This is a genomic window from Desulfonatronospira thiodismutans ASO3-1 (assembly GCF_000174435.1).
GTDB classification, from domain to species: Bacteria; Desulfobacterota; Desulfovibrionia; order Desulfovibrionales; family Desulfonatronovibrionaceae; genus Desulfonatronospira; species Desulfonatronospira thiodismutans.
Genome location: NZ_ACJN02000001.1, coordinates 1118251 through 1142613, shown reverse-complemented (window position 1 = coordinate 1142613; position 24363 = coordinate 1118251). Strand labels below are relative to the sequence as shown.

General features: G+C 46.7%; 37 protein-coding genes. 33 read left to right on the top strand and 4 right to left on the bottom strand.

Translation table 11 applies throughout. The features are described from left to right. Positions 1–39 precede the first annotated feature (39 nt). The 10 genes from mtgA to DTHIO_RS05255 all read left to right on the top strand — a co-directional run bounded on the left by mtgA (position 40) and on the right by DTHIO_RS05255 (position 7429). The gene (gene mtgA / locus DTHIO_RS05305; RefSeq protein ID WP_008869324.1) at positions 40–783 is read left to right on the top strand and encodes a monofunctional biosynthetic peptidoglycan transglycosylase; all 744 of its coding nucleotides are present in this window, start codon (positions 40–42) and stop codon (positions 781–783) included. Positions 784–905: 122 nt separating this feature from the next. After that, positions 906–1172, top strand: coding sequence for a DUF4258 domain-containing protein (locus DTHIO_RS19540; protein WP_144311452.1), 267 nt, complete (start codon positions 906–908; stop codon positions 1170–1172). A 215-nt stretch (positions 1173–1387) separates the two neighbouring features. Then, entirely contained in the window at positions 1388–1606 is a 219-nt protein-coding gene (locus tag DTHIO_RS05295; RefSeq protein WP_008869323.1) for a hypothetical protein, read from the top strand. A gap of 334 nt (positions 1607–1940) precedes the next feature. After that, positions 1941–2645 (top strand): OmpA/MotB domain protein, encoded by a 705-nt coding sequence (locus DTHIO_RS05290; RefSeq protein WP_008869322.1) that lies wholly within the window; start codon positions 1941–1943, stop codon positions 2643–2645. A 110-nt stretch (positions 2646–2755) separates the two neighbouring features. After that, positions 2756–3235 carry a FlgO family outer membrane protein gene (locus DTHIO_RS05285; protein ID WP_144311451.1) on the top strand — a complete coding sequence of 160 codons (480 nt, stop codon included), beginning with the start codon at positions 2756–2758 and terminating at the stop codon, positions 3233–3235. A gap of 183 nt (positions 3236–3418) precedes the next feature. Next, on the top strand, positions 3419–3700 hold the full coding sequence (locus DTHIO_RS05280) for a type II toxin-antitoxin system Phd/YefM family antitoxin (protein WP_008869320.1): 282 nt from the start codon (positions 3419–3421) through the stop codon (positions 3698–3700). Between the two features lie 2 nt (positions 3701–3702). Then, the gene (locus DTHIO_RS05275) at positions 3703–4125 is read left to right on the top strand and encodes a type II toxin-antitoxin system VapC family toxin (RefSeq protein ID WP_008869319.1); all 423 of its coding nucleotides are present in this window, start codon (positions 3703–3705) and stop codon (positions 4123–4125) included. A gap of 873 nt (positions 4126–4998) precedes the next feature. Beyond that, positions 4999–5772, top strand: coding sequence for a hypothetical protein (locus DTHIO_RS05265; protein WP_040417557.1), 774 nt, complete (start codon positions 4999–5001; stop codon positions 5770–5772). After that, positions 5769–6347: a hypothetical protein gene (locus DTHIO_RS05260; RefSeq protein ID WP_008869317.1), complete on the top strand. Its 579-nt coding sequence runs from the start codon at positions 5769–5771 to the stop codon at positions 6345–6347. The genes DTHIO_RS05265 and DTHIO_RS05260 overlap by 4 nt, the downstream gene beginning before the upstream one ends. After that, positions 6347–7429, top strand: coding sequence for an MBL fold metallo-hydrolase (locus tag DTHIO_RS05255; protein WP_008869316.1), 1083 nt, complete (start codon positions 6347–6349; stop codon positions 7427–7429). Before DTHIO_RS05260 ends, DTHIO_RS05255 begins: the two co-directional genes overlap by 1 nt. An 8-nt stretch (positions 7430–7437) precedes the next feature. Here DTHIO_RS05255 and DTHIO_RS05250 read toward each other — a convergent pair whose 3' ends face one another. Continuing rightward, positions 7438–7926: a hypothetical protein gene (locus DTHIO_RS05250; protein ID WP_144311450.1), complete on the bottom strand. Its 489-nt coding sequence runs from the start codon at positions 7924–7926 to the stop codon at positions 7438–7440. A 160-nt stretch (positions 7927–8086) separates the two neighbouring features. On the opposite strand from DTHIO_RS05250, the gene DTHIO_RS21370 reads away from it, so the two are divergent. The 7 genes from DTHIO_RS21370 (at position 8087) to DTHIO_RS05215 (ending at position 15228) form a co-directional block, all read left to right on the top strand. After that, positions 8087–8227 carry a hypothetical protein gene (locus DTHIO_RS21370; RefSeq protein WP_008869313.1) on the top strand — a complete coding sequence of 47 codons (141 nt, stop codon included), beginning with the start codon at positions 8087–8089 and terminating at the stop codon, positions 8225–8227. A gap of 331 nt (positions 8228–8558) precedes the next feature. Further along, complete coding sequence (locus tag DTHIO_RS05245; RefSeq protein ID WP_008869312.1) at positions 8559–9803, top strand: tyrosine-type recombinase/integrase; 1245 nt, start codon at positions 8559–8561, stop codon at positions 9801–9803. Continuing rightward, complete coding sequence (locus tag DTHIO_RS05240; RefSeq protein ID WP_008869311.1) at positions 9803–10543, top strand: hypothetical protein; 741 nt, start codon at positions 9803–9805, stop codon at positions 10541–10543. Before DTHIO_RS05245 ends, DTHIO_RS05240 begins: the two co-directional genes overlap by 1 nt. A 271-nt stretch (positions 10544–10814) precedes the next feature. Then, positions 10815–11057, top strand: coding sequence for a hypothetical protein (locus DTHIO_RS21980; RefSeq protein ID WP_008869310.1), 243 nt, complete (start codon positions 10815–10817; stop codon positions 11055–11057). Between the two features lie 233 nt (positions 11058–11290). Then, entirely contained in the window at positions 11291–12427 is a 1137-nt protein-coding gene (locus DTHIO_RS05225) for a hypothetical protein (RefSeq protein WP_008869308.1), read from the top strand. After that, positions 12414–14558, top strand: coding sequence for a hypothetical protein (locus DTHIO_RS05220; protein ID WP_008869307.1), 2145 nt, complete (start codon positions 12414–12416; stop codon positions 14556–14558). The genes DTHIO_RS05225 and DTHIO_RS05220 overlap by 14 nt, the downstream gene beginning before the upstream one ends. A 94-nt stretch (positions 14559–14652) precedes the next feature. After that, on the top strand, positions 14653–15228 hold the full coding sequence (locus DTHIO_RS05215; protein ID WP_008869306.1) for a hypothetical protein: 576 nt from the start codon (positions 14653–14655) through the stop codon (positions 15226–15228). Positions 15229–15264: 36 nt separating this feature from the next. Here DTHIO_RS05215 and DTHIO_RS05210 read toward each other — a convergent pair whose 3' ends face one another. Then, a complete protein-coding gene (locus tag DTHIO_RS05210; protein ID WP_008869305.1) occupies positions 15265–15723 on the bottom strand; it encodes a terminase small subunit in 459 nt (152 codons plus the stop codon). A 442-nt stretch (positions 15724–16165) separates the two neighbouring features. Further along, positions 16166–16792, bottom strand: coding sequence for a hypothetical protein (locus tag DTHIO_RS21005; RefSeq protein WP_008869304.1), 627 nt, complete (start codon positions 16790–16792; stop codon positions 16166–16168). Positions 16793–17270: 478 nt separating this feature from the next. On the opposite strand from DTHIO_RS21005, the gene DTHIO_RS05205 reads away from it, so the two are divergent. From DTHIO_RS05205 to DTHIO_RS05135, 15 genes are all read left to right on the top strand, one after another. Further along, positions 17271–17483, top strand: coding sequence for a hypothetical protein (locus tag DTHIO_RS05205; RefSeq protein WP_008869303.1), 213 nt, complete (start codon positions 17271–17273; stop codon positions 17481–17483). Positions 17484–18027: 544 nt separating this feature from the next. After that, positions 18028–18219, top strand: a complete 192-nt coding sequence (locus DTHIO_RS21630; RefSeq protein WP_008869300.1) for a hypothetical protein — start codon at positions 18028–18030, stop codon at positions 18217–18219. Positions 18220–18235: 16 nt separating this feature from the next. Further along, positions 18236–18667: a hypothetical protein gene (locus DTHIO_RS05195; RefSeq protein WP_008869299.1), complete on the top strand. Its 432-nt coding sequence runs from the start codon at positions 18236–18238 to the stop codon at positions 18665–18667. A gap of 107 nt (positions 18668–18774) precedes the next feature. Continuing rightward, a complete protein-coding gene (locus tag DTHIO_RS05190; RefSeq protein WP_008869298.1) occupies positions 18775–19206 on the top strand; it encodes a hypothetical protein in 432 nt (143 codons plus the stop codon). 111 nt (positions 19207–19317) lie between these two features. After that, positions 19318–19479, top strand: a complete 162-nt coding sequence (locus DTHIO_RS21830) for a hypothetical protein (RefSeq protein ID WP_008869297.1) — start codon at positions 19318–19320, stop codon at positions 19477–19479. A 69-nt stretch (positions 19480–19548) separates the two neighbouring features. Next, a complete protein-coding gene (locus tag DTHIO_RS05185; protein WP_008869296.1) occupies positions 19549–19782 on the top strand; it encodes a hypothetical protein in 234 nt (77 codons plus the stop codon). A gap of 28 nt (positions 19783–19810) precedes the next feature. After that, the gene (locus DTHIO_RS05180) at positions 19811–20521 is read left to right on the top strand and encodes a hypothetical protein (protein WP_008869295.1); all 711 of its coding nucleotides are present in this window, start codon (positions 19811–19813) and stop codon (positions 20519–20521) included. A 70-nt stretch (positions 20522–20591) separates the two neighbouring features. Continuing rightward, positions 20592–20906 (top strand): hypothetical protein, encoded by a 315-nt coding sequence (locus tag DTHIO_RS05175; RefSeq protein WP_008869294.1) that lies wholly within the window; start codon positions 20592–20594, stop codon positions 20904–20906. A gap of 73 nt (positions 20907–20979) precedes the next feature. After that, positions 20980–21483 (top strand): J domain-containing protein, encoded by a 504-nt coding sequence (locus DTHIO_RS05170; protein ID WP_008869293.1) that lies wholly within the window; start codon positions 20980–20982, stop codon positions 21481–21483. Positions 21484–21500: 17 nt separating this feature from the next. After that, positions 21501–21794: a hypothetical protein gene (locus DTHIO_RS05165; RefSeq protein WP_008869292.1), complete on the top strand. Its 294-nt coding sequence runs from the start codon at positions 21501–21503 to the stop codon at positions 21792–21794. Positions 21795–22132: 338 nt separating this feature from the next. Next, a complete protein-coding gene (locus DTHIO_RS05155; protein WP_008869290.1) occupies positions 22133–22342 on the top strand; it encodes a hypothetical protein in 210 nt (69 codons plus the stop codon). A gap of 2 nt (positions 22343–22344) precedes the next feature. Beyond that, complete coding sequence (locus tag DTHIO_RS05150; RefSeq protein ID WP_008869289.1) at positions 22345–22554, top strand: hypothetical protein; 210 nt, start codon at positions 22345–22347, stop codon at positions 22552–22554. Positions 22555–22570: 16 nt separating this feature from the next. Continuing rightward, a complete protein-coding gene (locus DTHIO_RS05145; RefSeq protein WP_008869288.1) occupies positions 22571–22759 on the top strand; it encodes a hypothetical protein in 189 nt (62 codons plus the stop codon). Between the two features lie 2 nt (positions 22760–22761). Beyond that, positions 22762–22959, top strand: coding sequence for a hypothetical protein (locus DTHIO_RS05140; protein WP_008869287.1), 198 nt, complete (start codon positions 22762–22764; stop codon positions 22957–22959). A 1-nt stretch (position 22960) separates the two neighbouring features. Further along, positions 22961–23176, top strand: a complete 216-nt coding sequence (locus DTHIO_RS05135; protein ID WP_008869286.1) for a hypothetical protein — start codon at positions 22961–22963, stop codon at positions 23174–23176. Positions 23177–23215: 39 nt separating this feature from the next. Here DTHIO_RS05135 and DTHIO_RS05130 read toward each other — a convergent pair whose 3' ends face one another. Continuing rightward, positions 23216–23755: a terminase small subunit gene (locus DTHIO_RS05130; RefSeq protein WP_008869285.1), complete on the bottom strand. Its 540-nt coding sequence runs from the start codon at positions 23753–23755 to the stop codon at positions 23216–23218. A gap of 123 nt (positions 23756–23878) precedes the next feature. Between DTHIO_RS05130 and DTHIO_RS05125 the strand changes: the two genes are divergently transcribed. Continuing rightward, positions 23879–24310: a JAB domain-containing protein gene (locus DTHIO_RS05125; protein WP_008869284.1), complete on the top strand. Its 432-nt coding sequence runs from the start codon at positions 23879–23881 to the stop codon at positions 24308–24310. The last annotated feature ends 53 nt before the right edge of the window (positions 24311–24363 follow it).

Here is a 24363-nt window from a genome sequence, read left to right as displayed (position 1 = left end):
AGGTGTAACCGTAATTAAGTGTTGCTTTGCTTTAAAAAAATGAGTCGAAGGAAAAGCAGTAGAACGGCCGGGAAAAGACGTTTCAGGCTTGTGAGTTATATTTTAAGAGTTACGCTTTTTGCGGCTTTTTGCTTTGTGCTGTGCTCAATCATCCTGGTAGCGGCCCTGAAACATATTAATCCTCCAACCAGCATGTTCATGGTCAAAAGGCAGCTGGAAGGTCTGGTACATGAAGACAGATCCTGGAAAATCGATTACCAATGGGTCGACTGGGACAACATATCTCCACATATGGCACTATCTGTGGTAGCCTCCGAGGATCAGAAATTTTTGAATCACTGGGGATTCGATTTTCAATCAATACGGGAAGCTATTGAAGAGCGAATAACCCAGGGCAGGGTTCGTGGCGCAAGCACCATAACACAGCAGACCGCAAAAAATCTTTTTTTATGGGAAGGCAGAAGCTACTTGCGTAAAGGCGTTGAGGCATGGTTTACTGTTTTGATAGAGACATTCTGGTCTAAACAGAGGATACTGGAAGTTTATCTGAATGTTGCAGAGTTTGGTGACGGTATATATGGAGTCTATTCAGCTTCGATGCATTTTTTTCAGAATTCACCTTCAAATCTTACCAGAAGGGAGGCTGCACTGATGGCTTCTGTTCTTCCCAATCCAAAAATATATGCTGTTTCAGCTCCTTCGACATACGTTCAGCAACGATCCAGCGAGATTATGTTGCAGATGAACAACCTTGGAGACTTTCATCTGAAAGAAATTAAGTGATCAGTAAGAATGTGTATAACGTACTTGAATAAGGCGGGCATTGCCTGCAACCCAATAAAGAAAAGAGCTGTTTTGTGACATGGTCTCAGGAAAATCCACTAAAGAAGCCTGGAAGACTGGGATTGATTACGATAGTTAAGAAAGTACGCGCATTGATAAGTGCTGGCGATGTAAGAATATCGGAACATGGGTACGATGAATTGGTAGAAGATGGTCTGAGTGCCAGAGAAGTACTCGGTGGCGTTCTGGAAGCGATGCTTGTCGAGGAGTATCCAGACTTTGCAAAAGGGCCATACGTTCTGTTTTTACGTATCTGTTCAGCGCTTTGCATGTGGCATGGGGACTGGCTCTTCCGGGACCCACTTGTCCCAAAAAATGAGATGTTTTAAGCACAAAATGATGCTCAAGTGGGTCCCGGAGTGCCTGTCCCCTGCTTTCCTTAAAAGAGCTAAACAGATACGTTTTTACAGAAGGATCGAATGGGAATGCCAATTCATGTTGTATGGGGCATCCCAAAAGGTTGCGATAAGCCTGCGGTATTGGTTACGGCCTATCGCCCGGACCCCGGGCGCTGGGATGAAACATTTACGAAAAGGAAAAAATAATGAATCAGAGAAAAAAAACAAAATATGTTCATGAAGGCCGATATGTTGCTGAGGTAGAGGTTGCTCTGCTGGAAGACGATACCGGTTGGTCCCCTTATCTAAGCATTGAAGATGCCAATAAACTGGATGACGTGAGAGAAGCCCTTCGCCAGAGGGATTTGCAGTCAGCGGCGAAATATGGGCGAATTTACGAACTGCGTCCGGTAGTGAATCAATAGCTGCTTTTTTCAAAGGTTTTTCTGATAATACCCAGGTAACAGGTTCGTAAGACTACATTGGTTGTTACTGAGCAAGAGATGGCCATAAACCTGAAAGATAGCCTGTTTATCTGATCACAGAAGCTGTGAATGCCATACATCTACAATTTTGAATGGGGCATGGTACCGACGGGGCCTCTTTTCCCTCTCAGGTTCGCGGAAAAAACCTGGGCGCTTAGATTGTCCAGTTTAGCAGGGGTGAATTTGCAATAAAAAAACATTGACTGTAATCACGATTTATATCAGATTGTTAAAAGAGCATTAATACAACCAACCTTTTCCAGGAGCGTTTGACATGCCTTTAAGAACCTGGATCACTGTCTTTATACTTTTGTTTCTCCCCTTGCTCCTTTCCGGATGCAGCCAGTCTCCGGTGCCGGTTTCCCATCCCTACAGCCTGCAGAAACAGATGCAGGCAGCCAAGCACTGGGAGATAGTGGCTCAGGATCTGGGGCGGGATATTTCTGAAATGCTCCAGGAGGGGAATTTGCAGGACCCGCGCGTAAACGTAGCTTCCAACGATATTTCCCCGTTTTCCCAGGCACTGGAATCCTATCTGGTTACCGACCTGACCCGGTCAGGGATCAGAATAACCAGCGATACAGAGGATGCCTACCAGTTGTACTGGTCGGTTCAATCCGTCACTCACAAGGCTTCAAGGAACTTTAATCGTGTTCCGCCTGGTACGGGGCTGCTCATGGGGGCCTTGGGTTATGGAACGTATAAATTGATTAAAGACGGCAATGCTTTTGCTCAATCTATAGGTGCAGGTGCTGGACTAGAAACAGTGTTTGTTGCAGATTCTATATTCCAAAATCGTATCCCCCACAACGAAATAATCATTAATGCCACCGTCCAGAAGGACAAGGATATATATTATAGACTCAGTAATACCTATTATATCCGGGATCTGGATACCGATCACTATCATTTCTCCAGGGATCTGTACCAGGCAGACGCGGATGTCGAGACCAGAACCTTCAATGTAAAGAGTAGATAACAATGCCCAATACATTTGATAAGAAGACTTGCCTTTGCATCTTAGTATTATTGACTCTGCTTTATGCTCTTTCAGCGTGCGATACATCAGCCAAGTTAGAGAGACGTTATATGGATGAACAAATCAAGGCTGAGCTATACGAAGAAAATCTGATCACTATCAATGAGGAGGCAGCAGACGAGCTGTTAGGATCGTGTAATGTGCCCATTGATCAAAATGAGACAGTTATAGTCACCAGTATAGTCAATATCGATGATATGCACAGATCCTCCACCCTTGGACGTATGAGTTCGGAGATGATTGCCAACCGCCTGGCCCAGCATGGCTACAGCGTGAGGGAGATAAAGATGGGCCGCAATATTTTCGTCAGCGAAGCAGAAGGAGAGTTTATTCTATCCAGAGAACTGCATGAGATAGGCGAAAAACATGATGTGCAGGGGTTTATTGTCGGAACCTATGCCAAGGGAGAAACACGTCAGTTCGCGAATACGGAAGTTTTTGTCTCCCTGCGCTATGTGGATACCGGCAATATCATCCGCTGCTCCCACAACTATATCGTCAGTGATACAGACCTGAACATGTGGCAGTAACAGTACCCGCCTTTCAGCATATCCATGAAAGCTGACTCAGTTCCAGGTCTGAACTTGAAGCTTGTTTTTTACGCCGTTGTCTCTCCTCCCCCCATTTCTGTCCAGCCGAAGTAGTGCGACTTTTCAATTCAACACTTGACTTTCTGGTCATAATGACCATAATGTCCAGAATGGAGGCTGAATATGAAAAACAATATTTCCGTAGCCAAGGCCAAGGCCACCTTCTCAGAATGCATCCGCACAGTTGAAGCAGGTAATTCAGTTCTTATCACAAGGCATGGGAAGCCAATCGCCGCTCTTGTCAGTCCCAACGATCTCGAACAGCTTGAACGCTTGAGGAAAGCGGGTCCGGAGTGTGGGCTCGCAAGTATTGTAGGCGGTTGGGAGAACAGCGAAGAATTGGCCTCAATACTTGACGCTTCCCCTCGGCATGGACAACGAAACACCCCTGATCCCGAACACTGACTATGGCATTCCTCTTTGACACTGATGCAATTTCAGAATTACTCCGCCCACGCCCTGCAAAAGCCTACGCAAAATGGATAATGCACGTTTCTCGCGAGGCCCAATTCACGAGTGCTGTTGTAATAGGTGAATTATACAAAGGTGCCTATCGTTCCCATGACCGCGAACGACACATATCTAATATCGAGCAGAGAGTTGTGCCCGCCGTCACCGTTCTGCCTTATGACATCGGCATTGCGAAGGTTTTCGGCAGCATCCGCGCTCATCTCGAAGACACAGGTATGATCCTTCCTGACGCGGACATTCAGATTGCGGCTACAGCCATTGGTCATAACCTCAAGCTTGTTACCGGGAACCTTCGCCATTTCAATCGGATCCCCGGCTTGAAGCTCAACCCTGTTTTTGCGAACTCACGAAACCGATAAGGCGCAATAAATTTCAAGCAAGTTGTCGCTTCCGCTGAGCTGGTTCAGCTGGACACTTCCCAGGGCAGGCCTGTAGAATCATTAAACAGATAGTTTACCCCCCGAGTGCTCCCCCGGGGAAACAGCACAAAAAAATGGGGTTACCCCGAAAGGTAACCCCTTGCTTTTATGGTCGGGATGGCAGGATTTGAACCTGCGACCCCCTGAACCCCATTCAGACGTGGCGGTGGGGGCTTTTAACGTGTAACCATCTAAAATAATACCGTTTCTCTTGATCACACTTGATTTCTTATCCTTGAAACATACCGTGCTAACGGTGCATAATTATTCTGTTTTTGTATAGTGTCATCAGAAAAGGGTATATTATTGGTATACCAAAATCAAAGGCATGGGCCAGGAATGAGAAAAGCCAGGCAAAATCCCGGCTTTTCTAAGCTTGCTGTTCCAGCTGAAGCTTAACCTCTTCAAACTCTTATCCACTAAAAATCATATCATCTTTGATTTTTGACTTAACAACAGCAATAGTGAGAGATAGATAAGCCAACGCGGCCTTAATTTCCTTGGCTTTTCGCTTGGGTGATCCTGATCTTGACAAGTGTTTACGCAGGCTAAGCTTTTCACCTTACTTTGGGAATAATCAGCATTTTTTGTGATGCTATTTTTTAGCATTAACTTGAGTTTTTTAGTCAACTTGACATCAAGGTATGGTCCCGGATATAAATTATTTTCTTGAAGATATCGTATAATTAAGGCTTCCAGCTTCATTTTTTAAATTAAAAGTATCTATTCAGCATAAAATACCTTCCTTGGCCGGAGCCAAGGTTTCGAGTAAGATTTGCGTCTCGGCTTGACGAGCCCTCTGACCGGAGGGTCATGTTCCTCTACTGTGATGAACAAATACCAAAAGAAACAAAGCCAAAGCTCAGCTTAGCAGCACCAGCAATGAAGATTACCCCAGAAATTGACAATGCTTCTATTGTACTTCTTGGTCGTTTCAACCCAGCGATTTTTCAACCGTGGTGGTTTGCCAAAAACGGTATAATTGGAGAGCAGGAAACATTTGAGGCCGAGATCGAAATAATCCATCCCGAACTATGTAAATTCCAGACTGAATATTTTTTTGTCCAAGCAGAACGTAACCGATTTATGGTCAGGAGTAATTCTGGTCCTTTGGAACTGATAAAGGATTTTGCGCTCAAAACATTTACCGATTTTTTAACCTATACGCCAATTGGAATCCTGGGAATAAATAGATCAGTTCATTTTGATGCAGGGAGTAATGAGGCCAGAATTGTTTTAGGGAAAAAACTTGCACCCTGGGAGCCGTGGGGTGAGTGGGCAAGATCTTTTGAAGGAGAGGATACTGAAGAACAGGGCGGTATGCTCAATTTGACCATGCGGGAGAATCGTTCAAAAAAGGAAGGGCTCAAGGGGTATGTCCGGGCCAAGATTCAGCCTTCCTCTGAATTATCTGGGAATAGTGGTGTGTTTATGGATATCAACAATCACTACGATGTGGTTGGGATAGAGGAGGCGGTTGGGTGCTCTAAAGTCATGCACGTCTTGGAGCATCAATGGAGCACGGCCATGGGCCATGCTGAATTCATTATCAATCAAATCATGAAAGAGATCGAGGTATTAAAGTGACGGCAGTCCCATTACCCACAAGCTATCCAGAATTAGATACGCCTGAAGTACCTGATGATTATGTATCTGAGATCAGGCCGGTGGATCCAGGTAAACATGTGGCTCCTTTGCAAGAACCTGTGGATAGTGAGGAAGCCCTCAATGGACAATACAGCGGTACGACTTCTGCCGAACCATATCGCCAGCCGAACATTAGACAATTTCCACCAGCTTATAAAACTCTAAAAAAAAAGGTTGAGCGGATCAAGGTTGTTCGGGAATTCGAAGGAATAGTAGACGAGGTAGACAAAGAAAACGGAATATTTCTGGCAAGAATGATCGATTTAACCGCAGGTAAGACCTTTGAACAGGAAGAAGGTGAGTTTCCTATAGATGACCTCAGACCTGATGATTTGCCGCTCCTTGAAGAAGGGGCATTATTTCGTGTCCGTGTTGCGTATCGGATTAAGCGCGGGGGGATGCGCCAGCGTTTTACAGAGCTTGTTTTTCGGCGATTGCCTTGCTGGAATGAAAGGCATTTTGAAAGTGCGAAGCAGCGAGCCGCAGAACTAGCTGCATATTTTAGTGAGGATTGATGATTTTCCACCCGCCTAATCCTGATGAGATAGAAGTTTCTTTGTTTGGGCCTGGGTATGGAGAATGTGTTGTTGTTCATGCTGGAGCAGGAGATTGGATCATTATCGATTCTTGTATTGACTCCCGTTCGGGGGAGGTAGTTCCCCTGCGTTATCTGCATAAACTTGGTGTTGAGGTCGAAAGAAAAGTCAAGCATATTATTGCATCCCATTGGCATGATGATCATACACGTGGTTTATCTCAATTAGTTGAGGCGTGTTCGGGCGCTCGGTTTTGGTGCCCTGCAGCCATGACAAACCAGGAATTCTTTCGTTATGTCGAATTGCATGCAGAAACTCTCAGCAAGCAAGCAACTGGAGGAACCACTGAGATCAGCAGGGTATTCAAATTGTTGCAGGAGAAAAAAAGACGACGTAATAGAATTACGCCAAATGTGCTGATTCATCAGAATCAAGTTTGTTCGGCTTATTCACTTTCTCCGAGTTCTGACCGATACGATGATTTTTTGCAAAACTTGGCTGTTGAAATGCCGAAAGTTAAATCTGTACAGAAACGTGCCCGTGTTCTTGAGCCTAATCATTTGTCAGCAGCAGTATGGATAGACTTACCTGACGATGGGATCTTGCTGGGTTCTGACGTTGAAGAAAAAAATGGTCATGGGTGGTCACTGATATTTGAAGAACAGACCTGCATCCGTACACGGGCAAGTGTCTTCAAGGTTCCCCATCATGGGTCAAGCAATGCCCATCATGATAGGATTTGGTCTGAGATATGTAATTCAAGCGTTAATGCAGTGCTATCTCCTTTTGTCCGTGGCCTCACAAAGCTTCCAACCCTGGAAGATTGCAAACGGATTTGTCGCCTTGCAAACCAGGCCTATGCCACAGCTCCCCCGGTTGCAGGAGGCACTCAAAAGTATGAGCCAGCGGTCAGAAAGGAATTTAGAGAACTGGGAATAAAATTTCGTGCAGCACAGCCTAAAACAGGGCATATCCGTTTAAGAGGAGATGCCAGTAATGGCTTCAACTGGTCAACAGAACTTTCACCACCAGCCTTGCCATTGGGACAAATCTATAGGTAACAGCTCCCCTATGAATTTTGAATATTCTCTCTTTTGGTCCTCACAATGGGGGCAACCCTTTTTCCAACTTTCAGGTATTCCTCGGAAACTTCCATAACCCTGCATTGCTCAAGAGCAGGAGACTCTCTCCAGTTTTCCTCTATCCGGATATTTTGGCTGGACAGTTCATGCAGCAAAAAATCATAGTCCCGGCACCACTGTTCACACCTGTGTCCCTCGGCCTCGCTCGCGGGATAATCCCTTCCTTTTTTCTTTAGCTGGATAAATTCAGAAAAAAGGGAGTTGACCAGGCCGCAAGCCAGCCTTACCACACCTTTTTCCGGTGTGCGAAAATAAAGCGACAGAGGTTTGGCCCCGGTCCCGTCGCTTTCTTCATTACTCTTTTCTTCCAGGTCCAGAACCCTGTACCCTAACTCTGAAAGAATCTCTCGTGTGTTTTGCAGCACCATACGTCGCTTTTGATCCCTTTCAACGGACTTCTCAAACTCATGGTACAAGTCCAGCGCTTTTTTTGAACATCAGGCGGCTGGGAAACAATGCGGTCCGGTTCATTTTCCCGGGTCAGACTGTCCAGGGAATTTATCAGCCGCTGCGCGTATTCCCTGTGCTCCTTCATGATCCATCCCAACATGAACGACAATCAAATAGGTCCCAGCCATGGAGACGGTGGATGCCAAGGAAATGAGCGGTCATGCCGACATCGCCATGACCGACAGGTACTCCCACCTTACAGCCCAACACAAATTCCTTATTCAGGCACAGCTGCAAAAATACTATGACTCTCAGGTAAGCAGCTGATGTGCAGGGTTTGGTATATCGTGGTATATTATTGGTATATCAAGGCCATTTGGACCAAAAAAAAGGGCTAGACCTAAAGCCTAACCCCTTGAAATCATGGTCGGGATGGCAGGATTTGAACCTGCGACCCCCTGAACCCCATTCAGTTAGCCTACCTTTCACAAGACATCATTTTATAGCCCAAAAAGCTTGACATATCAACACATTTGAAGCATATTAGTTTCACTTCAAGACACATTGAATCATCTCGTTTCCCTAATTTTTTGGGGACAAATTGGGGACAAGACATAACCCTTGATTCAAGAAAAATCAGCTTTTGGGGGTCTAAACAATGGCTAAATGGAAATATACCAAATATCCAGGCGTTAGATATAGAGAGCATCCAACCCGCAAACATGGTGTTCAGTTCGATAAATACTTTTCCATCAGATATACCCTGGATGGGAAACGGCATGAAGAAGCTCTGGGCTGGGCAAGCGAAGGTTGGTCCCCTCAAAGTGCAGCTGAGGAGCTTGCTAGATTAAAAAAGGCGCAACGAACTGGAGAGGGAGCGCTTACTCTTGCCGAACGTAGAGAGATGGAAAATGTGCGTCGTGCAGAAGATATAAAATTAAAGAAAGAGCAAGAGATTGCAAGCACAACGTTTAACATAATCTGGGAGAAATATTTTCTTAACTCGCAGCATGAAAAGGCTTACAAATCTTGGGACACGGAAAGACACCTCTACAAAAAATGGATACAGCCATTTATCGGCGAAGTTTTTTTTACCAAGGTAACGGCCTTCCATCTGGAAAAAATAAAAAAAGAAATGCGAGATGCAAGCCTGTCCCCCAGATCCATAGGATACGCACTTTCAGTGGTACGACAAGTATTTTGCTACGCCAGCGACCATGGGATTTTTGAAGGTGTTGATCCTGTCAGTTTAGTTAAAATGCCACACTATGATAATCGACGTATTCGTTTTTTGACACATTCAGAGGCTGAAATCTTGCTGGATGTTCTTTGCTTTAGCAGTCAAAACACTCATGACATAGCCCTGATTGCACTGCATTGCGGACCTAGAGCTGGGGAAATATTTAGCTTGACCTGGCAAGACATTGATTTTTCACAAGGGTTAGTGACTTTTAGAGACACCAAAAACAAGTATGTGCGTCACATACCTATAACAAAGCGAGTACGCAAAATGCTTGAGAGGCGGAGTGACGACAGATCCTCAGCGCTCGTATTCCCAGACCGTAATGGAGGAAGAAGGAAGAAAGTTAGTAAAGCTTTCGAACGAACCATCAAAGAACTTGGATGGAACAAGGGTATTGATGACCCGCGCCAAAAGGTTGTCTTCCACACTTTACGCCATACCTGCGCGTCCTGGCTGGTTATGGCCGGAGTACCCCTTTACACAGTGAAGGAATACCTGGGGCATAAGCAGATCAGCCAAACAGAACGCTATGCCCATCTTGCCCCTGACAGCCTGAAACAGGCAACTGAGGCCTTAAACAAAATCAATAGCCATAAGTCAGAACCTGGAATATCGGGCAAAGCCAAAACAGTAGTGGGCTTAAAGAAAGGAGAGGTTTAATGAATGACCCTCAAAATATGCCTGCAACAAAGGATCTTAAGGTAGGATTCTACTTTTACTGGAAGTGGCAATATCAACTTAGAAATGACTACTTGCATAATGATAACGAAACAGAACAAGCAATTGACATCAATTCATATCTAGATATAGTTGATCAAGACAAGTCTTACGTGAAAAAATCAGAAGAGATTATTCGCTCATGGCTTAATGGAGATATCAGGCTGGATAGCTTATTGACATGTGTACCAAGATTTTATCGTTCAGGATATCATTTTGTCGAGTCCTATTATAAAGACAATGTACTCAGCTTGTCCATATCTATTGATACCTCAAATTTTGACATCAAAAAAATTAAGAAAAACATTACCAATGAATTAGACGGTATATTTCAGCTCATTGAGGACGAACAAAACGGCGACGGTATAGTTCCTGAAAGAATTCTGTGCATTGGCCATGAACATTACTGGCGAGGAGCAGCATTAAAAGAGGTAAAAGATCTAAGACTGGATTTCCTTGCCAGGGCAGTTGGACTGTGGATCTGGGATCAAAAGAATAAGTCACCGGACAAGTCACCGGACAAGTCCATATCACAACTCATGGATGAGCTGGCTGATCTCTTTCCGGATATTGTCGAAATTGACGAGGGGAAACCGGATGCTTGGCACCTAGAATCAAAATGGTACAAGCGATACTATACAACTGATAAATGTATAAAAAAAATAGAGGTGATAAACATATAAAATATGTTTTCATGCACCCTACTTTAACAGCTCCACATTAACAACCATCCTGACCTATCCTTTCTTTTACAAAAAAACTTGTGATTAACCGTTAACTTCCTGTCTATCAACAATATCCTGCGCTACTAGTGTTAAGCCATATCCTGCTGGCGACCTACCTCTGCCAATCTATTGGAATTGATTTTCATAAAATCAATTCCAGATGCCTCGTGCATTCATACCTTAAGGTCCGGGTCAATTATTCAGAGTAAAACCTTAAGGAGCATTCTGTATGCAAAAAACTAAAGTGCACTACACCAGATATCAGGTTGATTGTTGGCTCAGGAAAACCTTTCCAGACATTGATTGGGATGAGGTTAAAGCAGAGTTACCCCCGATCATCTGGAGATCACGCTGGGATACATTGGCTGACCGATGCGGGCTGCCCTACACCAGAAAATATATCCAGAACTTAGACTGTGAAGGAAGGGGTCCTGGAAGTATCCAGCAGTCAAAAGGGGGTGATACGAAATGAGTAGTATCATAAAGGATGCCCCGGGCCTGATCCCCCGGGGCATCAAGAAAAACGTTCAGCAGGCAGGCCTCACGTATTTCCTTTCTTATATACCTGCCAGGCTACATTGTCAAGCACATATCCAGGAAATACAGGATGTTGCAAAGATATCCGCTGAGCATCAGGATATCAAATCATTGCAAAGCACCTTGCTGTCAGCAAGATATCCAGAACTTAAGTAGGTGGTTCTTTAAATGCTTGAACATACTATTCAGTTCAAGCGCACTCTCTGGGATAAGAAGGGCAGTTGGATTCCACTGACCCTGCAAAATCTTCCAAGTGAGTTGCGCTCAAGGATTAACCCGGTTGCCTTTACTGATGGCTATGAAGCGGTCTGGCTGACTCCTCGGGTCTACGATAACCAGGGGAATATACATTATCTCCCATGGCTGGACGTTGAACATCCGGAAAAGCACCATACCTCAATCCAGGCCAACATAGATACCGGCAAAAGTTTATACCTCAAGCTTGACAGCATGGGGCTGGCTAATGGCTTGCATATTCTCCTCTCAGGTAATGGGCTTCGCTTCATCTGGGGATTCATTGTTGCTCCTGAATGGGGACGGGGCTTCATTACACTCATTAAGGATTCGTCCAGCTTTCCAGGCATAGACCATTCTCCTCTGACATGGGCAAATATGTGGTTCAGGTTTTTGGGTTACCGCGGGAACCAGAAGCAGGAAGATAAGAACATTTCCAATTGCCATATTCATCTATTAAGCCACCCCAGAGAACTTTTAGACCTGACAGAACAGCAATATCTTGAATTGGTCAAAGGCAAGCCTGATTATGAAATTTGTATGCAATGGGCCGATCAGATTCTGCCTGTAGAATACGAGCTTCCGGCCCCTTGGAAGGCAATCCTGCAACAGTATGACCTGATGGCCAGGTTGAGGACGCATATCATCAAAATCGGCTTTCCCAGACCTCAGAAGAGTGCCGTGAAAACTGACTGGGAGCAGATACATGCGGCACTGAATAATCTAGGGATCAAGGTCCTTAGAGAAAGGACGGTTTATGAGACTACCATATTTCAACTGAGCTCATGTCCTGCATGCGGGCAGACCGAGGGCAATCCATGGCTGACTGAAAGTGGAATTTTAAAATGCTGGCGAGCAAACAATTGCCCAGCTGGTCAGGACAGGTATAACCAGAAAAGCGGATTATACTTCACAGGTCTTTATCCACAAGAATGGATTGAAGGGTATCATTTTGAAGAGATAGAAGCCGAATCGCATACCACAGAGGCACGAGGAGTTGTCACAATCGATGAGGCCCGCAAGAGAATAGCTGATGTGTTCAGGGAGGCAGGTTGCAATGCAAACAAGTGATACCCTCATAAAGATTTCTCCAGGTGTTGGGAAGACCCATGGAGCACTCTCAATCTTGGTCCCTTATGCTGACAAAAAGAAGATTCTCTTTCTAGTACCCACTGGTGATGTCGTTAATGAGGCATATGAGAAGGCCAGGCAAACAGCTATAAACTTAGGTATAAACCCAAAGCATATTCGAAAAATACGTGGTCGAACAGAAGGAAAAGAGCCTCTCAAACCTGGATGGAACCATCGTCCAGACGCCACATGTTACAGAATGGAAGAAGTCAGGGAAATAGCAAGAAAAGGTTATGCTCCTGGTCTGAATGTATGCCCTGAATGCCCGCATGACAAGGTGTGTCCATATAAAAAACAATTTGAAGACATGCCTTTACAAAGAATAATTATAGCAACACATGAGGTTGCAAAGTATCTTGAACTGGTTTCTCATATAGTCATAATAGATGAAAATCCAGTGAAAGCGTACTATGAAGAGCACGTCGTTTCTCTAGAATCTATACAAAACCTTCTTCCAAAGATACCTCTTAAATCTGCAGAAACAATCAATAAAATGATAAAATCTTCGCAAGAACTTCTACATCAAGCAGTAAAGTGTAAACAAGGAGAAGGAAGGATATACGCAGATCCTAGATCAAACTGGAGTCATACTGAAGGACTGTCATCGATTGCAAATATACCTAAAGAAGAATGGGACTTATTAGATGATCATTTATCTGTCTTCGAAAAATTTGAAAATGAAAAACCAATACAGCATCAAAGAAGACTTATAGAAGAAAATATCACTCCTTTAGAATTAGAGTGGATGAAAATAGCATCAGGCTATATGGATGGAATTGCATATATACGAGCAGATCACAGAAAAGAGCAGGGCATATCATTTGTATATAATAAGCTTTGCGCCCCTGATTTTGAAAAAGCCAAAAACATCATTTGCCAGGATGCAACGGGGATTATTGAGGAATTACAAGCTTTACTCCCCAGAAGATCATTCAAATTAGTTGATGCAGCAGTTGATTTGCCAGGTCGAAAGTATCACCTGAAATATGCGCTCGGCAAAACAGCTGTTGTAGGAGATGGTAATAAATGTACACCCATGAAGGACCAACACATAAGGTCAAAACTAAAAAAAGGAATTGAATGCCTTAGCAAGGATGAGCAGCACGTCCTTATAATCACACATATGGCAGCTGAAGAACGGGTACTGCAGCTTGTAAAAGAAATCGATCCTGACAGGGAATATCAAGTCACGCATTTCTGGGGAAACAGAGGAATAAACCGCTTTGAAACCTGCGATGCTGTAATATGCTTCGGCACCCCCACTGCCAACCCAGAAGGTCTGAAAGACATGGCCTCATGCCTTTTTAATGACGTTGAAAAGGAAGATGCCTGGGTTGCCGATCTGGGCATACGCGAGCTCGTCCAGTCCATTCATAGAATTCGACCTATCTATAGGCCGAAGTCCATAATTGTCATGGGTCAGCACTGGCCAGAGAGCCTCGGCAAGCCGGATTTTCAAGCTGTCCAGTACAACAGAGGAGGCAGCTTAGATGTAGCTTTACAAAGGCTGCGCCCCATTCTGGAAAAGGCAGGCATAGTTACCAGAGAAATAGCATGTCTGGCAGGAGTATTCTGTCGTCAGGATTCTGAGCATATCCACGACTGGAAGAGAGTAAGAGAAACCCTGATTGAATTTGTCCCCTTTCATATAAGAGATACTCTTATTGGAAAAGGGACAAATTCAAAAGGGGATTTTGTACCAGTGAAGCTAACCAAAAATTCAGCCTGGTCTGATCTAATCAATACCTTAATGCTGGAAACCGGCCTGCCTGAAATAAAGTGTTACTATAAGGATAGCCCGGGAAAGCCTTCTCGAGGTGTTGGCACTATCTCAGCAGCCAGAAAGTTTTACCACCAAGTCGGTTTGGAATTCGATGCTGAGTCCTGGTCAGGGGTAGAGGCGATGCCCAGCGAGTTTTATGAGGCCAAAATACAGTCATATCTGGCCAAAATAAAAAATAATGTTTGGCCTTTTAAGTTCAACAAGCCCGTAAATGTTCAAGCATCTTATAAATCGAAAAAACTTGCTGCTCTTGAAGCAGTCCAAAGAAGATTAGTCCATTATTATTAATGGTTTAAGACAAAATGAAGGGACTTACAATACAGAAGCGCCAGGCCTTCAAGCCTGGGCGGATATTTTCCAATAAAACCGTAAAGAAGGGATTATGAACAAGCAGAACTTAAAACCCACAAAACAGATGGTAAAAAACTGGAAGGCTGCACGTATCTGGTTCAAGCAATATTTTTCATTGCTGAACGGCATCGGATGGACCAAGAAGCTCTTTTTCAGAGCAGGCCTGGACCGGAGTAGTTTTCGTGAATGGTCGCCAGCGTGGATGCACTGTTGGTCACAGCCAGGGTTAAAGGTGAAGCCTGATAGAGATGGACGAATTTTCTTCACCTGGCCTACAGAAAAAGGCTGCGCCACCACCTGCTGGTGGCCTGGCAAGGATAGCGAGTTGACCAAGAGGATGCGCAACAGCAAGGGAAAACCACAATATAGGAGCAAGCCGAAATCCAATGTGCCACCTGGATACATTAACATCACCAAACTGTATGAACGGTGGCCAGGGGATTTGATTGAAGAGTTTGCAGCAATCCCGGATATGACCAAGCCAAATCCCATTAACCCCCAGTGGAGACCCATGAAGCTTTATAGCCTTAAGCGGATTGAAGAAATTGAAACATCCTCTGATTTCCAAAAACGTTTACGTTCGAGTATCTTTGCTAGGCAACATTAATATTGTTCAAGTAACACGAAAGGCCCAGCCTACAGGTCAAGAGCTATCACTAGCCGGAGATGATTGTGCAAGTCGTCTCCGGCAATAATTTTCCCACCGATGCCACCCAATCACAGCCACACCAGAACCACCAACATCCGGCTCCTCCGTCTTGACTGCCGTCTTCTCCCTCCAACCATGATTACACCTCAAATCAAAACACAACCCCCGCAGCCGCCCCGGCTCCAGCTCCCCGTCCACCAAGGCTTGAGCTTTCCAAGCTTCAATCTTCACCAAGGCCTTGCGTATCGCTTTGGAAAAATGGTTACGCGCCTTGCATCTATCTGCATAGTATGAAAGTGCAGCAGGATCTGCAAAACCCAGATAATAGCATAGGCCCGCCTTTGTTGGAATTTTGCCCCGCTCAGAGCATGAATGAAAATACTCTGCAATCTTTTCCTGGAGCTGGTCAGCGTTGCGGTACTTTCGTGGTCGTCCTTTTTTCCTGGACGCCATAACACATTCCCCCAGATCGTATCACTGTATTGCACAGGTTGACCATATCAACCATACTGCATGATGGTAGATTAACGACTTTTTACAAAATTGTCAAATTGTAGCGGGGGATGTTGATTCGGACTGGGGCTGCAGACAGCTGCTGGTCCAGATACTGTGACCCATGCTCGCTCCCAGCCCCCGGAAGTCGCAGCTGCAGGTCCGGGATATGGTAGTCTGAACTTTTCTGGTGGGTGAACTATCTCAAGGAATTACCGGTCTTTATAACGACAAGCGTACCCGGCCGGCTTTGTAGCTCCAGCGAAAAAGCCTGTCCGTGTTGAGACATTTGTTAGAATATAACTAGTGACATTCGAGCACAAACTATATTAATACCAGACTTTATGACTTTTCAGAAAGTGTACTGCTGATTCGCTGCATTTAAATAGACCAAATTAATTAACTATTGAGATCGTAGCCAGCCAATTAAAGAATATGGGTCAATACTTGGAGAACGCATTGTGTTTGTCGTTAGATAGCCAATAAAATTTCCATCTCTGGCATATACCTTTGGCGGAGATGATGCCATGTCATTAAATGCAGAGTATCTGGATACGCTACTACCAAACTTCCCAACGGAGTTAAAGATCGAATCTCTACGGACTGTACTACCATGCGCTCCTACAGAATTGAGAATAGATTGCGAGTCCATAGTGCTAGTTGAAATTTTTCCTAGGAAAGTGCCATCCTGCGCTACGATATAACCGTCCAATAGATCGGAAAATGAAGGTTCTGAAAAAACAAGCTGATATGGACGAGAAGTGGTGTCTTCGCTCGTTAACTTACCGGTATGTCCCTGGGTTCGCGATCTTTGCTCCAATATAGGTCTAGATTCCAGGATATTTTGTGAGTCAGGTATCGTCAATTGACCTTGGGTTTTTGCTTCAGGTGATTCATCAGTACATGGTGAATCAGAAAAAATAGTCGTTCCAACGGACGTCTTGTAGCAGTAAATTGTTGATTGTCCGCCTACTACATCTGTCACTAGCAGAAAGGCCAAAATCAAGATCAGATAAACAACTGCCTTCATGTAAGTTCCTCCTTCATTACTCTCGATTTTAGCCAAGGATTATCAATTTTTTGAATATCACGATAACGAACATAATATTAATAATATTTTTTTCATACTTAAAAACATAACGTGCCATAGTCTTTTCAGAGCGATTTTGTAGACTACCACTGTTGATCCTCATGACCTTTTTGCCTTCACTCCCTTCTTTTTGTCCACTTTTTATATCCTATTAAAATCATAACACCTTTCCCTCACCAAAACCCATATTATTGCTAATTTAGTATTAACTAAATTAAATATAATTTTTCCAAAAAAATAATATATATTCGAAATAATTGATTATTTTCTGTCAGATTCGGCTTCTCCTGTGAGCTGGAAATTATGCCCATGTGTGTGGGGGTGGGACCTCAATATTATAGGTACTTAGGAGTCCCTTACCCATCATTCGGGGTACCCGGGGTCCAGGTACCGTAACACTCAACCACAGGAGGTCCGTATGCAGTGCGTGAGGTGCAACCGACAGTTAAGGCTCCAGGACTTCGTCCTCCTCGAAGAGAACGAGTCTGATCCCCACGACAGCCTGGTTATGGGATTGTGCGAGTGCAGCGAGATGATGGTGCTGTCAGAGGAGCTGGAGCATGAATACTGGCAGCAGCGCATACTTCATGCTCAGATGGAGAGGAGCCGGGAGCTCCACCATCCCTTCTAAGCTCTCACCACCTGCCGTCAGTGCTTGCGACTGGCGGTAGGGCATGAGCGCTTAGCTCAGATAATAATTTAACTAAGGAGGTTAATATGCACGTAAAACAAGGTTTAACAGGGCAAGACATGGAATTTGTTATGGACACTTTGGTGCCCAAAATGAGGCACTACGAGGTCCACGGTAAATGGTCTACGTATGACTCAGGCGTAGCCAAGGGGCTGGAGCTGGCAATTATAACCTGCTTCAAACCGTAGAACACAACAGGAGCAAAAAAGCTGTGCGCTCTTGTTCATTCTGCGGAAAGAATGAGGTTCAAGTACAGACCCTTATAGAGTCTGCACTTACCCATTCCGCTGCCTGTGAGACCTGTGCTCTTTACGTCTACGAAGATGCCTTGGAGGCATTAGCTGAACAGGCCAATGCTGCCAACATCGACATCGAGGAAAGTCAAAAAGGTTTACGTTAAACACTCCACCCTGCCGTCAGTGGCCACACCTGGCGGTAGGCCAAGAGCGTTTAGCTCAAATCTAAGACTAGGGAGGTGAATAATATGCAGATCAGCGGACAAGGGCGCAAGATCGACACCGAATGCCCTCACTGCGGCGCGGAACATTCGGTACGAGTTGAGACCTCTGAGCTCTCTTGGTTCATCAAGATAGAGGTCTTGTATGGCGGCATGGTGTGTTCTCCATGCTTTGATGATGGTGCCAGGGCATACCACCTGGCAACAGTCGTCCATTAAAAATCAGGAGGTAACCATGAAGTTTGAAGAATACCTCACCCCAGAAGGTGAAAAAAGGTGGCTTGCCTGGGGCACTGGTTTTACCGGTGATCCACGTCAAGCCAGGTTCAAATGCGACAAGTACGTTTATGAATGCGACATGCTGGCAACCACCTTCTGGGTCAGGACAAAGACGGGCAAGTTTGAGGGGTACCCACTACACCTCTTCGGAGGGGCCGCTTGGCACATGAAAGAACGCCTTGCATGCCGGGTGGCACTTCTCGAGATCCGCAAAGCCAGGACAAAGCCCTCTAAGCATTCAAGAACCGGCATTACCCTGTCTGTATCCAAGGCAAAAGACATTCAGGAGCTTTGTAGGGCAGCCTTTAATCCCGCAAGAACTTCCCATCTTGAACTCATGCAGGAGCTCGATCAACTGTTCCGCACCGGGCAGGCCCCTGTAAACTAACCACTCAACCTGAATATCCGCTGTTTAGCCGCTGTCAGCATGGTGCTGGAAGCGGTTTTTTTACGTCTAATGCCCGGCATAGGGCGAAACAAAATGGAGGTTCTATCATGCAAGAGATCAACATCGAAGGCTGGACAACTGCACCCGTAGAGCACGAATTCGTACCAGGCCGGATCAGGGAAGACGGCAAACCTGTCGAGCATAGGTATACCCTGCATCTGCTCATCCCCAAAAATGGCAGTGGCCAGTACATCAAGGCACGGGTCAACTTCTGGGCAGCACAGGCGCTCAAGGCCAAGCAGCTACTCATGGATGAGCCGCACAAGGCCCACCTAAAGATCATTAACGGGACTGTCAGCGACTATACCTGCAGGTACACCGGAAAGAAGCGCTACTCCGTCAATGTCAATGACCGGGAGCAGGTCAAGCTGCTGGAGCGTAAACCCTGGGTGGATGACGGCCTTGGTTTTGAAGCTGTCCTGAACAAGTTGCAAAGGCAGCATGAAGACCAGCGGGACTTCTGCGAGCCCCTCATCTAAAACTGTAACCAAATAACCTACTAATAAGGTCAACTTTGTAAGGCCGGGCACAGTGCCTCCAAACACTGTCCCGGCCTTTTTGCGTTTAACACCATAAAAAGGAGGTTCCCAATGAACAGAGTGTCTCTTGAGTTCAATCGAGGTTTTTATCGCAGGCCCAGAGGTGGATACAACATGCCCAACCAAGGCTCCATCAACACTAAGGCTCCCAGGGTGGTTGTTCGTCTCAAGGGCAGCAAAACCACTCGTCCCGCCCAGAACCAGGCCCAATAACCGGCGCATGATCCCAAGGCTGAACACAAGTCCTCGGGATTTATAACGTCAAAACATAAGGAGGTTTCTATGCAGATGTTTGGCCGGGATGTTTCCGACATGAACATCCACGAAATCAACAAACTGTTTCGCCAGTATGACGAGTCACACAAGTGGCCTGTCTGCAACCAGTTCAACGCCACAGACAGGGCCATCGGGCGTCTCAGGCGCAATGTCCTGCCTCACGTCGGACCCACTGGCGGCATCGAGTATGCCTACATGTTGGATGAGGAAATAAGTCAGATCGTCAACTCCATCATCTAACCCAGTAATCTCAAATAGGAGGTAAACCATGAAAGCACATTTCGTTTCCGAGCAAGAAGTCCGTGCAGTTCCCGAAGTTCAGGGCACCGAAACATGGAATCCTGTCCATCACAGCCTGGTAATCGATGCTGTAGAGAATGCTGTCCGGGACAAGGGCCTGGGCATCCAGGACAAACGTTTCGAGCTCACCACCGGAGGAGGTAACCTCTTCGCCTCATACCGCCTGGACCAGGGCCGGGATGGAGTAAACTGGCAGATTGGATTTCGCAACTCAATTGCTAAGCGCTTTGCCGTAGGAATAACCGCCGGGACATATACAATGGTCTGCTCCAACCTGGTCTTTGCCGGTGACTTCGTGGAATTCCGGAAGCACACCAAGGGCCTGGACACAGATGAGCTCTTCTCCATGTCCGGCAGGGCCATAGAGACAACAGTCAACCGTCTGGAAAGTCTGGAGGCATGGCAATTAGACCTGAAGAACATCCCTCTGTCCCAGCGCCACATGCGCATCTTGAGCTTCGAGGCCATGCGCAAGCAAGCCTTTCCTGCCAGCAGGTTCCACCGGTTCCTGGAGGCCTACAGAGAGGAAATCGCCCTCAACGGCCTGACTCTGTATTCATTTTATCACAGCATCACCAGAACCATCCGGGATCAGTCCCTGAGCCGGATATCCACCCGCTCAGAAGTCCTTAATCAGCTCGTACAGGATTACCAGCACTGGCTATCCACAAATAGCTAGCCCTTCCCTTTTCCCGGTCATAGCCCGGGCTTTTTTATGTCCAAATTCCATACCCATAAAGGAGGTTACCATGGCATTACTGATCACCACCCAGCCCTATGCCCAGCAGGAAATTATAAAGGGGATCACCAGGGTTATCTGCGAGCACAGCCCCAATTCCAGGCGCAGGTTCCAGGAGAAGCTGCACAACCTTGCAGCCCTCCCCAGCACAGATGTGGTCGTCACTGGCTACAACGAGAGCTTCTCCCATCCTGAGTTCACTCTGGCCTGGTACAGGCAAAACGGCAACCCGGACCTGCACCCTTTGGAGAGGCAGGAGGGTCCTTTCATGATCGGAGTGATGGTCTTTCATGACTTCGAGGACTGCTGGTGCACGCACACTTAAAACCAGGTTCCAGGGCCGGGGCGGAAATGTCCCGGCCCTTTTTGCGTTTAACCACCAACAAAGGAGGTAAAAGATGAACACTCAGGAAGCGCTGCAGGTTCTAAAGCCCGAGGAAGCCACTCTGGAGGCACTGAAGCAAGCCTACCGTGCAGCAGCCCGCAAGTATCACCCAGACATCAATCCCTACGGCGAAGAGCTCATGAAGCTCGTCAACGCTGCCTATGACCTGCTTGTATCCAGCCTTGGTGAGTGGGCCATACATGAAAACGCAGCAGAAGGTCCGGGCGAGATGTCCCTGGACGAAGAGATGTCCGGCATTCTCAGCAAGATCGGACATCTGCCGGGCCTCTTGTTCGAGATCTGCGGCACCTGGCTCTGGGTCACCGGCAATACTTACTTGCACCGCCAGGCACTCAAAGACGCAGGGCTCTTTTTCGCACCCAAAAAGAAAGCCTGGTTCTGGAGGCCCCCTGAATCCAAGACCAGCAGCAGAGGACAGTGGGACCTGGACAAGATCAGAACTGTGCACGGCTCCCGCACCATCAAAACCCAGTCCCTTCAGGGACTAAATGCCTAACTACAAGGAGGTAAACCATGCAGACCATCAACCCCATGGACACCGGCTACAGTTTCAGGGGCTTTTACATCCCAGCTTACATGCTGGATGCCCTTGAGCGCTATATCCATCAAGGCCAGCCCCCTGGAGACTTCTTAAGCGCAGTGATCAGCAATGATCTGACCAAGGCTATAGCCCGGGCGGATGATCACAACCAGGTCAATCTGCCTGCTTACATTGCGTATCTGCATAACGAGGCTCCAGGTGTCTGCTGGGGCTCCCCTGAAAAGATGAAGACCTGGATAGAGGCCAAGAAGCTGAAAGCAGCATAGTCTAACGCCCCGGTGGTCATGCCGGGGCAAAACCACTCAGAGGTGAAGATGAAATTCTCAGACGTTGTAACAGAAGCTGGACAGTACAAGGTCACTGTAACTGGTCCAGACCACAGAGGCTTTATCCGGTTTGTGAATTCTAAAGACCAGGTGATGTCCTGGATGGTCAGGACCGACGGCCGAGTGTGGAAGGGCTTCACACGCCAGCCGTCCACCACCAGAATCAAAAAGGGTTCGAAAGCCTTTGTAGCTGACTGGTGTTTGGACTGGGCGGCAAATGGCTTCTAAACATCCCTGCGTCCTTCGGGGCCAGGGAAATACATTAGAGGAGGTAGAGTATGTACAGAGACAGAGAGCAAGCCAGGCGTACAGAATGTCCATTCGCAAAAAATGGGTTTCTGGCAGCTCCAAGTGAAGCTGAGCTTGGTCCAGAAGCCAAGATGTGCTCAGCAGAAGACTGCATGATGTGGCGGGAAACAAGAGAGTTTGAAGGCAGGAACATTCACCCGGTAGGCTGGTGCGGCCTGGCCGGAGAACCAAGGGGGTAAGTATGATTAAGACCTGCAGAAATTGCCTGAACAACCAGGAATTCTCTGACGTGCTGGTCAATGGCGTCCTGCTCAGGGACCCGCAGTACTGCCAGAGGGCGGACGAGATGCTGCCCAGGATCGGCAATGCGGTAGTCCCGGTGCTGGATGACCGGGATGTGGATGAGCCCACAGACTGCCCGTACTGGGAAGATGCGGACGAAAATGAATAGTTAAGGAGGTGTGATTATGCCCGGCTTCATATCCAAATATAATGCCTACAACAAACTCCTTATGGACATCATGAAAAGCGAGCTCCCTCTCGAAACCAAAAGAGAGATCACTCACGCTATGTCCCAGGAAAACATCCTGGATGGTACGGCAAAGGGCAAAGAATTGTTCAAACAGGCCAGGAAGGCCAATAAGCAAAGGAGGTGATCATGGCCTATACCCCTGAATTGTCCAGAATCCACAGTAGGACCCTAAAGCGCATCGCCTGGGCCACAGGTAAGCCCATGACCAGGACTCTGGAGCTGATCTTTGACTGGCTGCCAGACAGAATGGACGAGGTAAAGGTCTGTTCCCATTGCAGGGACAGAGAATTTTGCAATGAATGCCCTTTTAACAAGGAGGTTTAGTATGGACACGATTCTTTTCAGGGATAAGCGGGTGGCAGCTGTAGATTTTGACGACCCGGAGAGTGTCATTGTCTGCCTGCAAAACGGCTGGTGCGTTTTTGAGCCGGGACTGCACATTTTCGGTGAAGACAGTATCGCCCAGGCAGTCCAGACACTGCAAGACTTTGTGCAGCCATGCAACTGCCCGGACTGCCGGCAAGGTCTGGTCAAGTGGTAATCTCCACTTCCTCGAATTCCAGGTAACCACTTTTAATCCTTACTCCTCACCTCCGACCTTAAGCTCGTGAACGCTCTTCCGGCGGGACATCACCTCTTGATACATTTTCTGCCACTCATCCATGCTGACAGATCCCGGAGCAGCTGGCAGGACCACGGCCACTTTACTGCCCACAGAGTTGTCAGGGCTGGTGACTTCCAGGCCTTGTTTATCGACCCATGCGAAGTTGGCTTTCAAGTCGAATATCTGAGCTTGAGTATTCTTCTCATCATCCAGGAGCTGTGTGGCCCTCTGGGCTTGAATCCTTAACCTGGCTACCTGCAAGGCCCTGCGGACGTCTGGACTGTTGTACAGCTTGACCGTCTTCTGCGGCTCACTGCTTTTACTCACCTGTTCACCCCACAAGAGCTGCTTGTCTATTACCCCGAGATAGTACTGCAGACCGGCCAGGGTATAGGACATGCCCTGATCGTCGCAGCTGTCAAAGTAGGCTTCTATGGCCCGCAGCAGCCCATCCACGTTGGAGATCCGGCCCTGGTGTTGGGGAGGTACTGGAGGAGAATTCTTTTCGCTTTTCATGGCTTTGCTCCATAAGTTTACAGCCATTCTATAGTAACAATTAAAACAATGCAAGTGCGGTCACAGGCCCGTCTCACTACGAGGCGGGCCTTTTTGTTTCCACATTCAACCAGGGAGGTCATCATGGAACCAAGAGTCAGGGAACTGCTAAGTGAATTGTATGCCATAGAGTCCAAGCATACCGACATGCTCAACTCTCCAGAGGCTGTGGCCTTAAAGATGTTGTCTTACCGGGACAGAAAGACAGAGCACTTCGTCACTTTCCTGGTGGACAACAAGAACCACTTCTTAAGCAAGAAACTCATCAGCAAAGGCACAGTGGACCAGGCCCCGGTCTTTCCCCGGGAGATTCTGCGTTATGCCCTGCTCAAGCAGGCTTCTGGACTAATCCTTAGCCACAACCACCCAGGAGGTGATCCCAACCCTTCTGTGCAGGACCGGGAAATGACCGCCAGGATCAAAAAAGCTGCAATACTCCTGGGTATACGCCTCCTGGATCACGTCATTGTCTCCAGGACTGGTCACTACTCCTTCCAGGAGCACGGTCTTTTGTAGCTTCATTAACAAACCCCAAGTCTTTTAGGCCCGGCTGCCGCAGTGGTTGCCGG

Excerpts from the sequence above, each read along its gene's own strand:
- DTHIO_RS21830 (WP_008869297.1), top strand. The coding sequence starts at position 19,318 with ATGAACAGAGTGTCTCTTGAGTTCAATCGAGGTTTTTATCGCAGGCCC.
- DTHIO_RS05150 (WP_008869289.1), top strand. The coding sequence starts at position 22,345 with ATGATTAAGACCTGCAGAAATTGCCTGAACAACCAGGAATTCTCTGAC.
- DTHIO_RS05210 (WP_008869305.1), bottom strand. The coding sequence starts at position 15,723 with ATGGCGTCCAGGAAAAAAGGACGACCACGAAAGTACCGCAACGCTGAC.
- DTHIO_RS05215 (WP_008869306.1), top strand. The coding sequence starts at position 14,653 with ATGAACAAGCAGAACTTAAAACCCACAAAACAGATGGTAAAAAACTGG.
- DTHIO_RS05165 (WP_008869292.1), top strand. The coding sequence starts at position 21,501 with ATGCAGACCATCAACCCCATGGACACCGGCTACAGTTTCAGGGGCTTT.
- DTHIO_RS05125 (WP_008869284.1), top strand. The coding sequence starts at position 23,879 with ATGGAACCAAGAGTCAGGGAACTGCTAAGTGAATTGTATGCCATAGAG.
- DTHIO_RS05135 (WP_008869286.1), top strand. The coding sequence starts at position 22,961 with ATGGACACGATTCTTTTCAGGGATAAGCGGGTGGCAGCTGTAGATTTT.
- DTHIO_RS05280 (WP_008869320.1), top strand. The coding sequence starts at position 3,419 with ATGAAAAACAATATTTCCGTAGCCAAGGCCAAGGCCACCTTCTCAGAA.
- DTHIO_RS05140 (WP_008869287.1), top strand. The coding sequence starts at position 22,762 with ATGGCCTATACCCCTGAATTGTCCAGAATCCACAGTAGGACCCTAAAG.
- DTHIO_RS05295 (WP_008869323.1), top strand. The coding sequence starts at position 1,388 with ATGAATCAGAGAAAAAAAACAAAATATGTTCATGAAGGCCGATATGTT.
- DTHIO_RS05245 (WP_008869312.1), top strand. The coding sequence starts at position 8,559 with ATGGCTAAATGGAAATATACCAAATATCCAGGCGTTAGATATAGAGAG.
- DTHIO_RS05190 (WP_008869298.1), top strand. The coding sequence starts at position 18,775 with ATGCAAGAGATCAACATCGAAGGCTGGACAACTGCACCCGTAGAGCAC.
- DTHIO_RS05180 (WP_008869295.1), top strand. The coding sequence starts at position 19,811 with ATGAAAGCACATTTCGTTTCCGAGCAAGAAGTCCGTGCAGTTCCCGAA.
- DTHIO_RS05145 (WP_008869288.1), top strand. The coding sequence starts at position 22,571 with ATGCCCGGCTTCATATCCAAATATAATGCCTACAACAAACTCCTTATG.
- DTHIO_RS05130 (WP_008869285.1), bottom strand. The coding sequence starts at position 23,755 with ATGAAAAGCGAAAAGAATTCTCCTCCAGTACCTCCCCAACACCAGGGC.
- mtgA (WP_008869324.1), top strand. The coding sequence starts at position 40 with ATGAGTCGAAGGAAAAGCAGTAGAACGGCCGGGAAAAGACGTTTCAGG.
- DTHIO_RS21630 (WP_008869300.1), top strand. The coding sequence starts at position 18,028 with ATGCAGATCAGCGGACAAGGGCGCAAGATCGACACCGAATGCCCTCAC.
- DTHIO_RS05205 (WP_008869303.1), top strand. The coding sequence starts at position 17,271 with ATGCAGTGCGTGAGGTGCAACCGACAGTTAAGGCTCCAGGACTTCGTC.
- DTHIO_RS05170 (WP_008869293.1), top strand. The coding sequence starts at position 20,980 with ATGAACACTCAGGAAGCGCTGCAGGTTCTAAAGCCCGAGGAAGCCACT.
- DTHIO_RS21005 (WP_008869304.1), bottom strand. The coding sequence starts at position 16,792 with ATGAAGGCAGTTGTTTATCTGATCTTGATTTTGGCCTTTCTGCTAGTG.
- DTHIO_RS05195 (WP_008869299.1), top strand. The coding sequence starts at position 18,236 with ATGAAGTTTGAAGAATACCTCACCCCAGAAGGTGAAAAAAGGTGGCTT.
- DTHIO_RS05290 (WP_008869322.1), top strand. The coding sequence starts at position 1,941 with ATGCCTTTAAGAACCTGGATCACTGTCTTTATACTTTTGTTTCTCCCC.
- DTHIO_RS05240 (WP_008869311.1), top strand. The coding sequence starts at position 9,803 with ATGAATGACCCTCAAAATATGCCTGCAACAAAGGATCTTAAGGTAGGA.
- DTHIO_RS05255 (WP_008869316.1), top strand. The coding sequence starts at position 6,347 with ATGATTTTCCACCCGCCTAATCCTGATGAGATAGAAGTTTCTTTGTTT.
- DTHIO_RS05185 (WP_008869296.1), top strand. The coding sequence starts at position 19,549 with ATGCAGATGTTTGGCCGGGATGTTTCCGACATGAACATCCACGAAATC.
- DTHIO_RS05225 (WP_008869308.1), top strand. The coding sequence starts at position 11,291 with ATGCTTGAACATACTATTCAGTTCAAGCGCACTCTCTGGGATAAGAAG.
- DTHIO_RS05220 (WP_008869307.1), top strand. The coding sequence starts at position 12,414 with ATGCAAACAAGTGATACCCTCATAAAGATTTCTCCAGGTGTTGGGAAG.
- DTHIO_RS21370 (WP_008869313.1), top strand. The coding sequence starts at position 8,087 with ATGGAGACGGTGGATGCCAAGGAAATGAGCGGTCATGCCGACATCGCC.
- DTHIO_RS05155 (WP_008869290.1), top strand. The coding sequence starts at position 22,133 with ATGTACAGAGACAGAGAGCAAGCCAGGCGTACAGAATGTCCATTCGCA.
- DTHIO_RS05285 (WP_144311451.1), top strand. The coding sequence starts at position 2,756 with ATGGATGAACAAATCAAGGCTGAGCTATACGAAGAAAATCTGATCACT.
- DTHIO_RS21980 (WP_008869310.1), top strand. The coding sequence starts at position 10,815 with ATGCAAAAAACTAAAGTGCACTACACCAGATATCAGGTTGATTGTTGG.
- DTHIO_RS05265 (WP_040417557.1), top strand. The coding sequence starts at position 4,999 with ATGTTCCTCTACTGTGATGAACAAATACCAAAAGAAACAAAGCCAAAG.
- DTHIO_RS05175 (WP_008869294.1), top strand. The coding sequence starts at position 20,592 with ATGGCATTACTGATCACCACCCAGCCCTATGCCCAGCAGGAAATTATA.
- DTHIO_RS05275 (WP_008869319.1), top strand. The coding sequence starts at position 3,703 with ATGGCATTCCTCTTTGACACTGATGCAATTTCAGAATTACTCCGCCCA.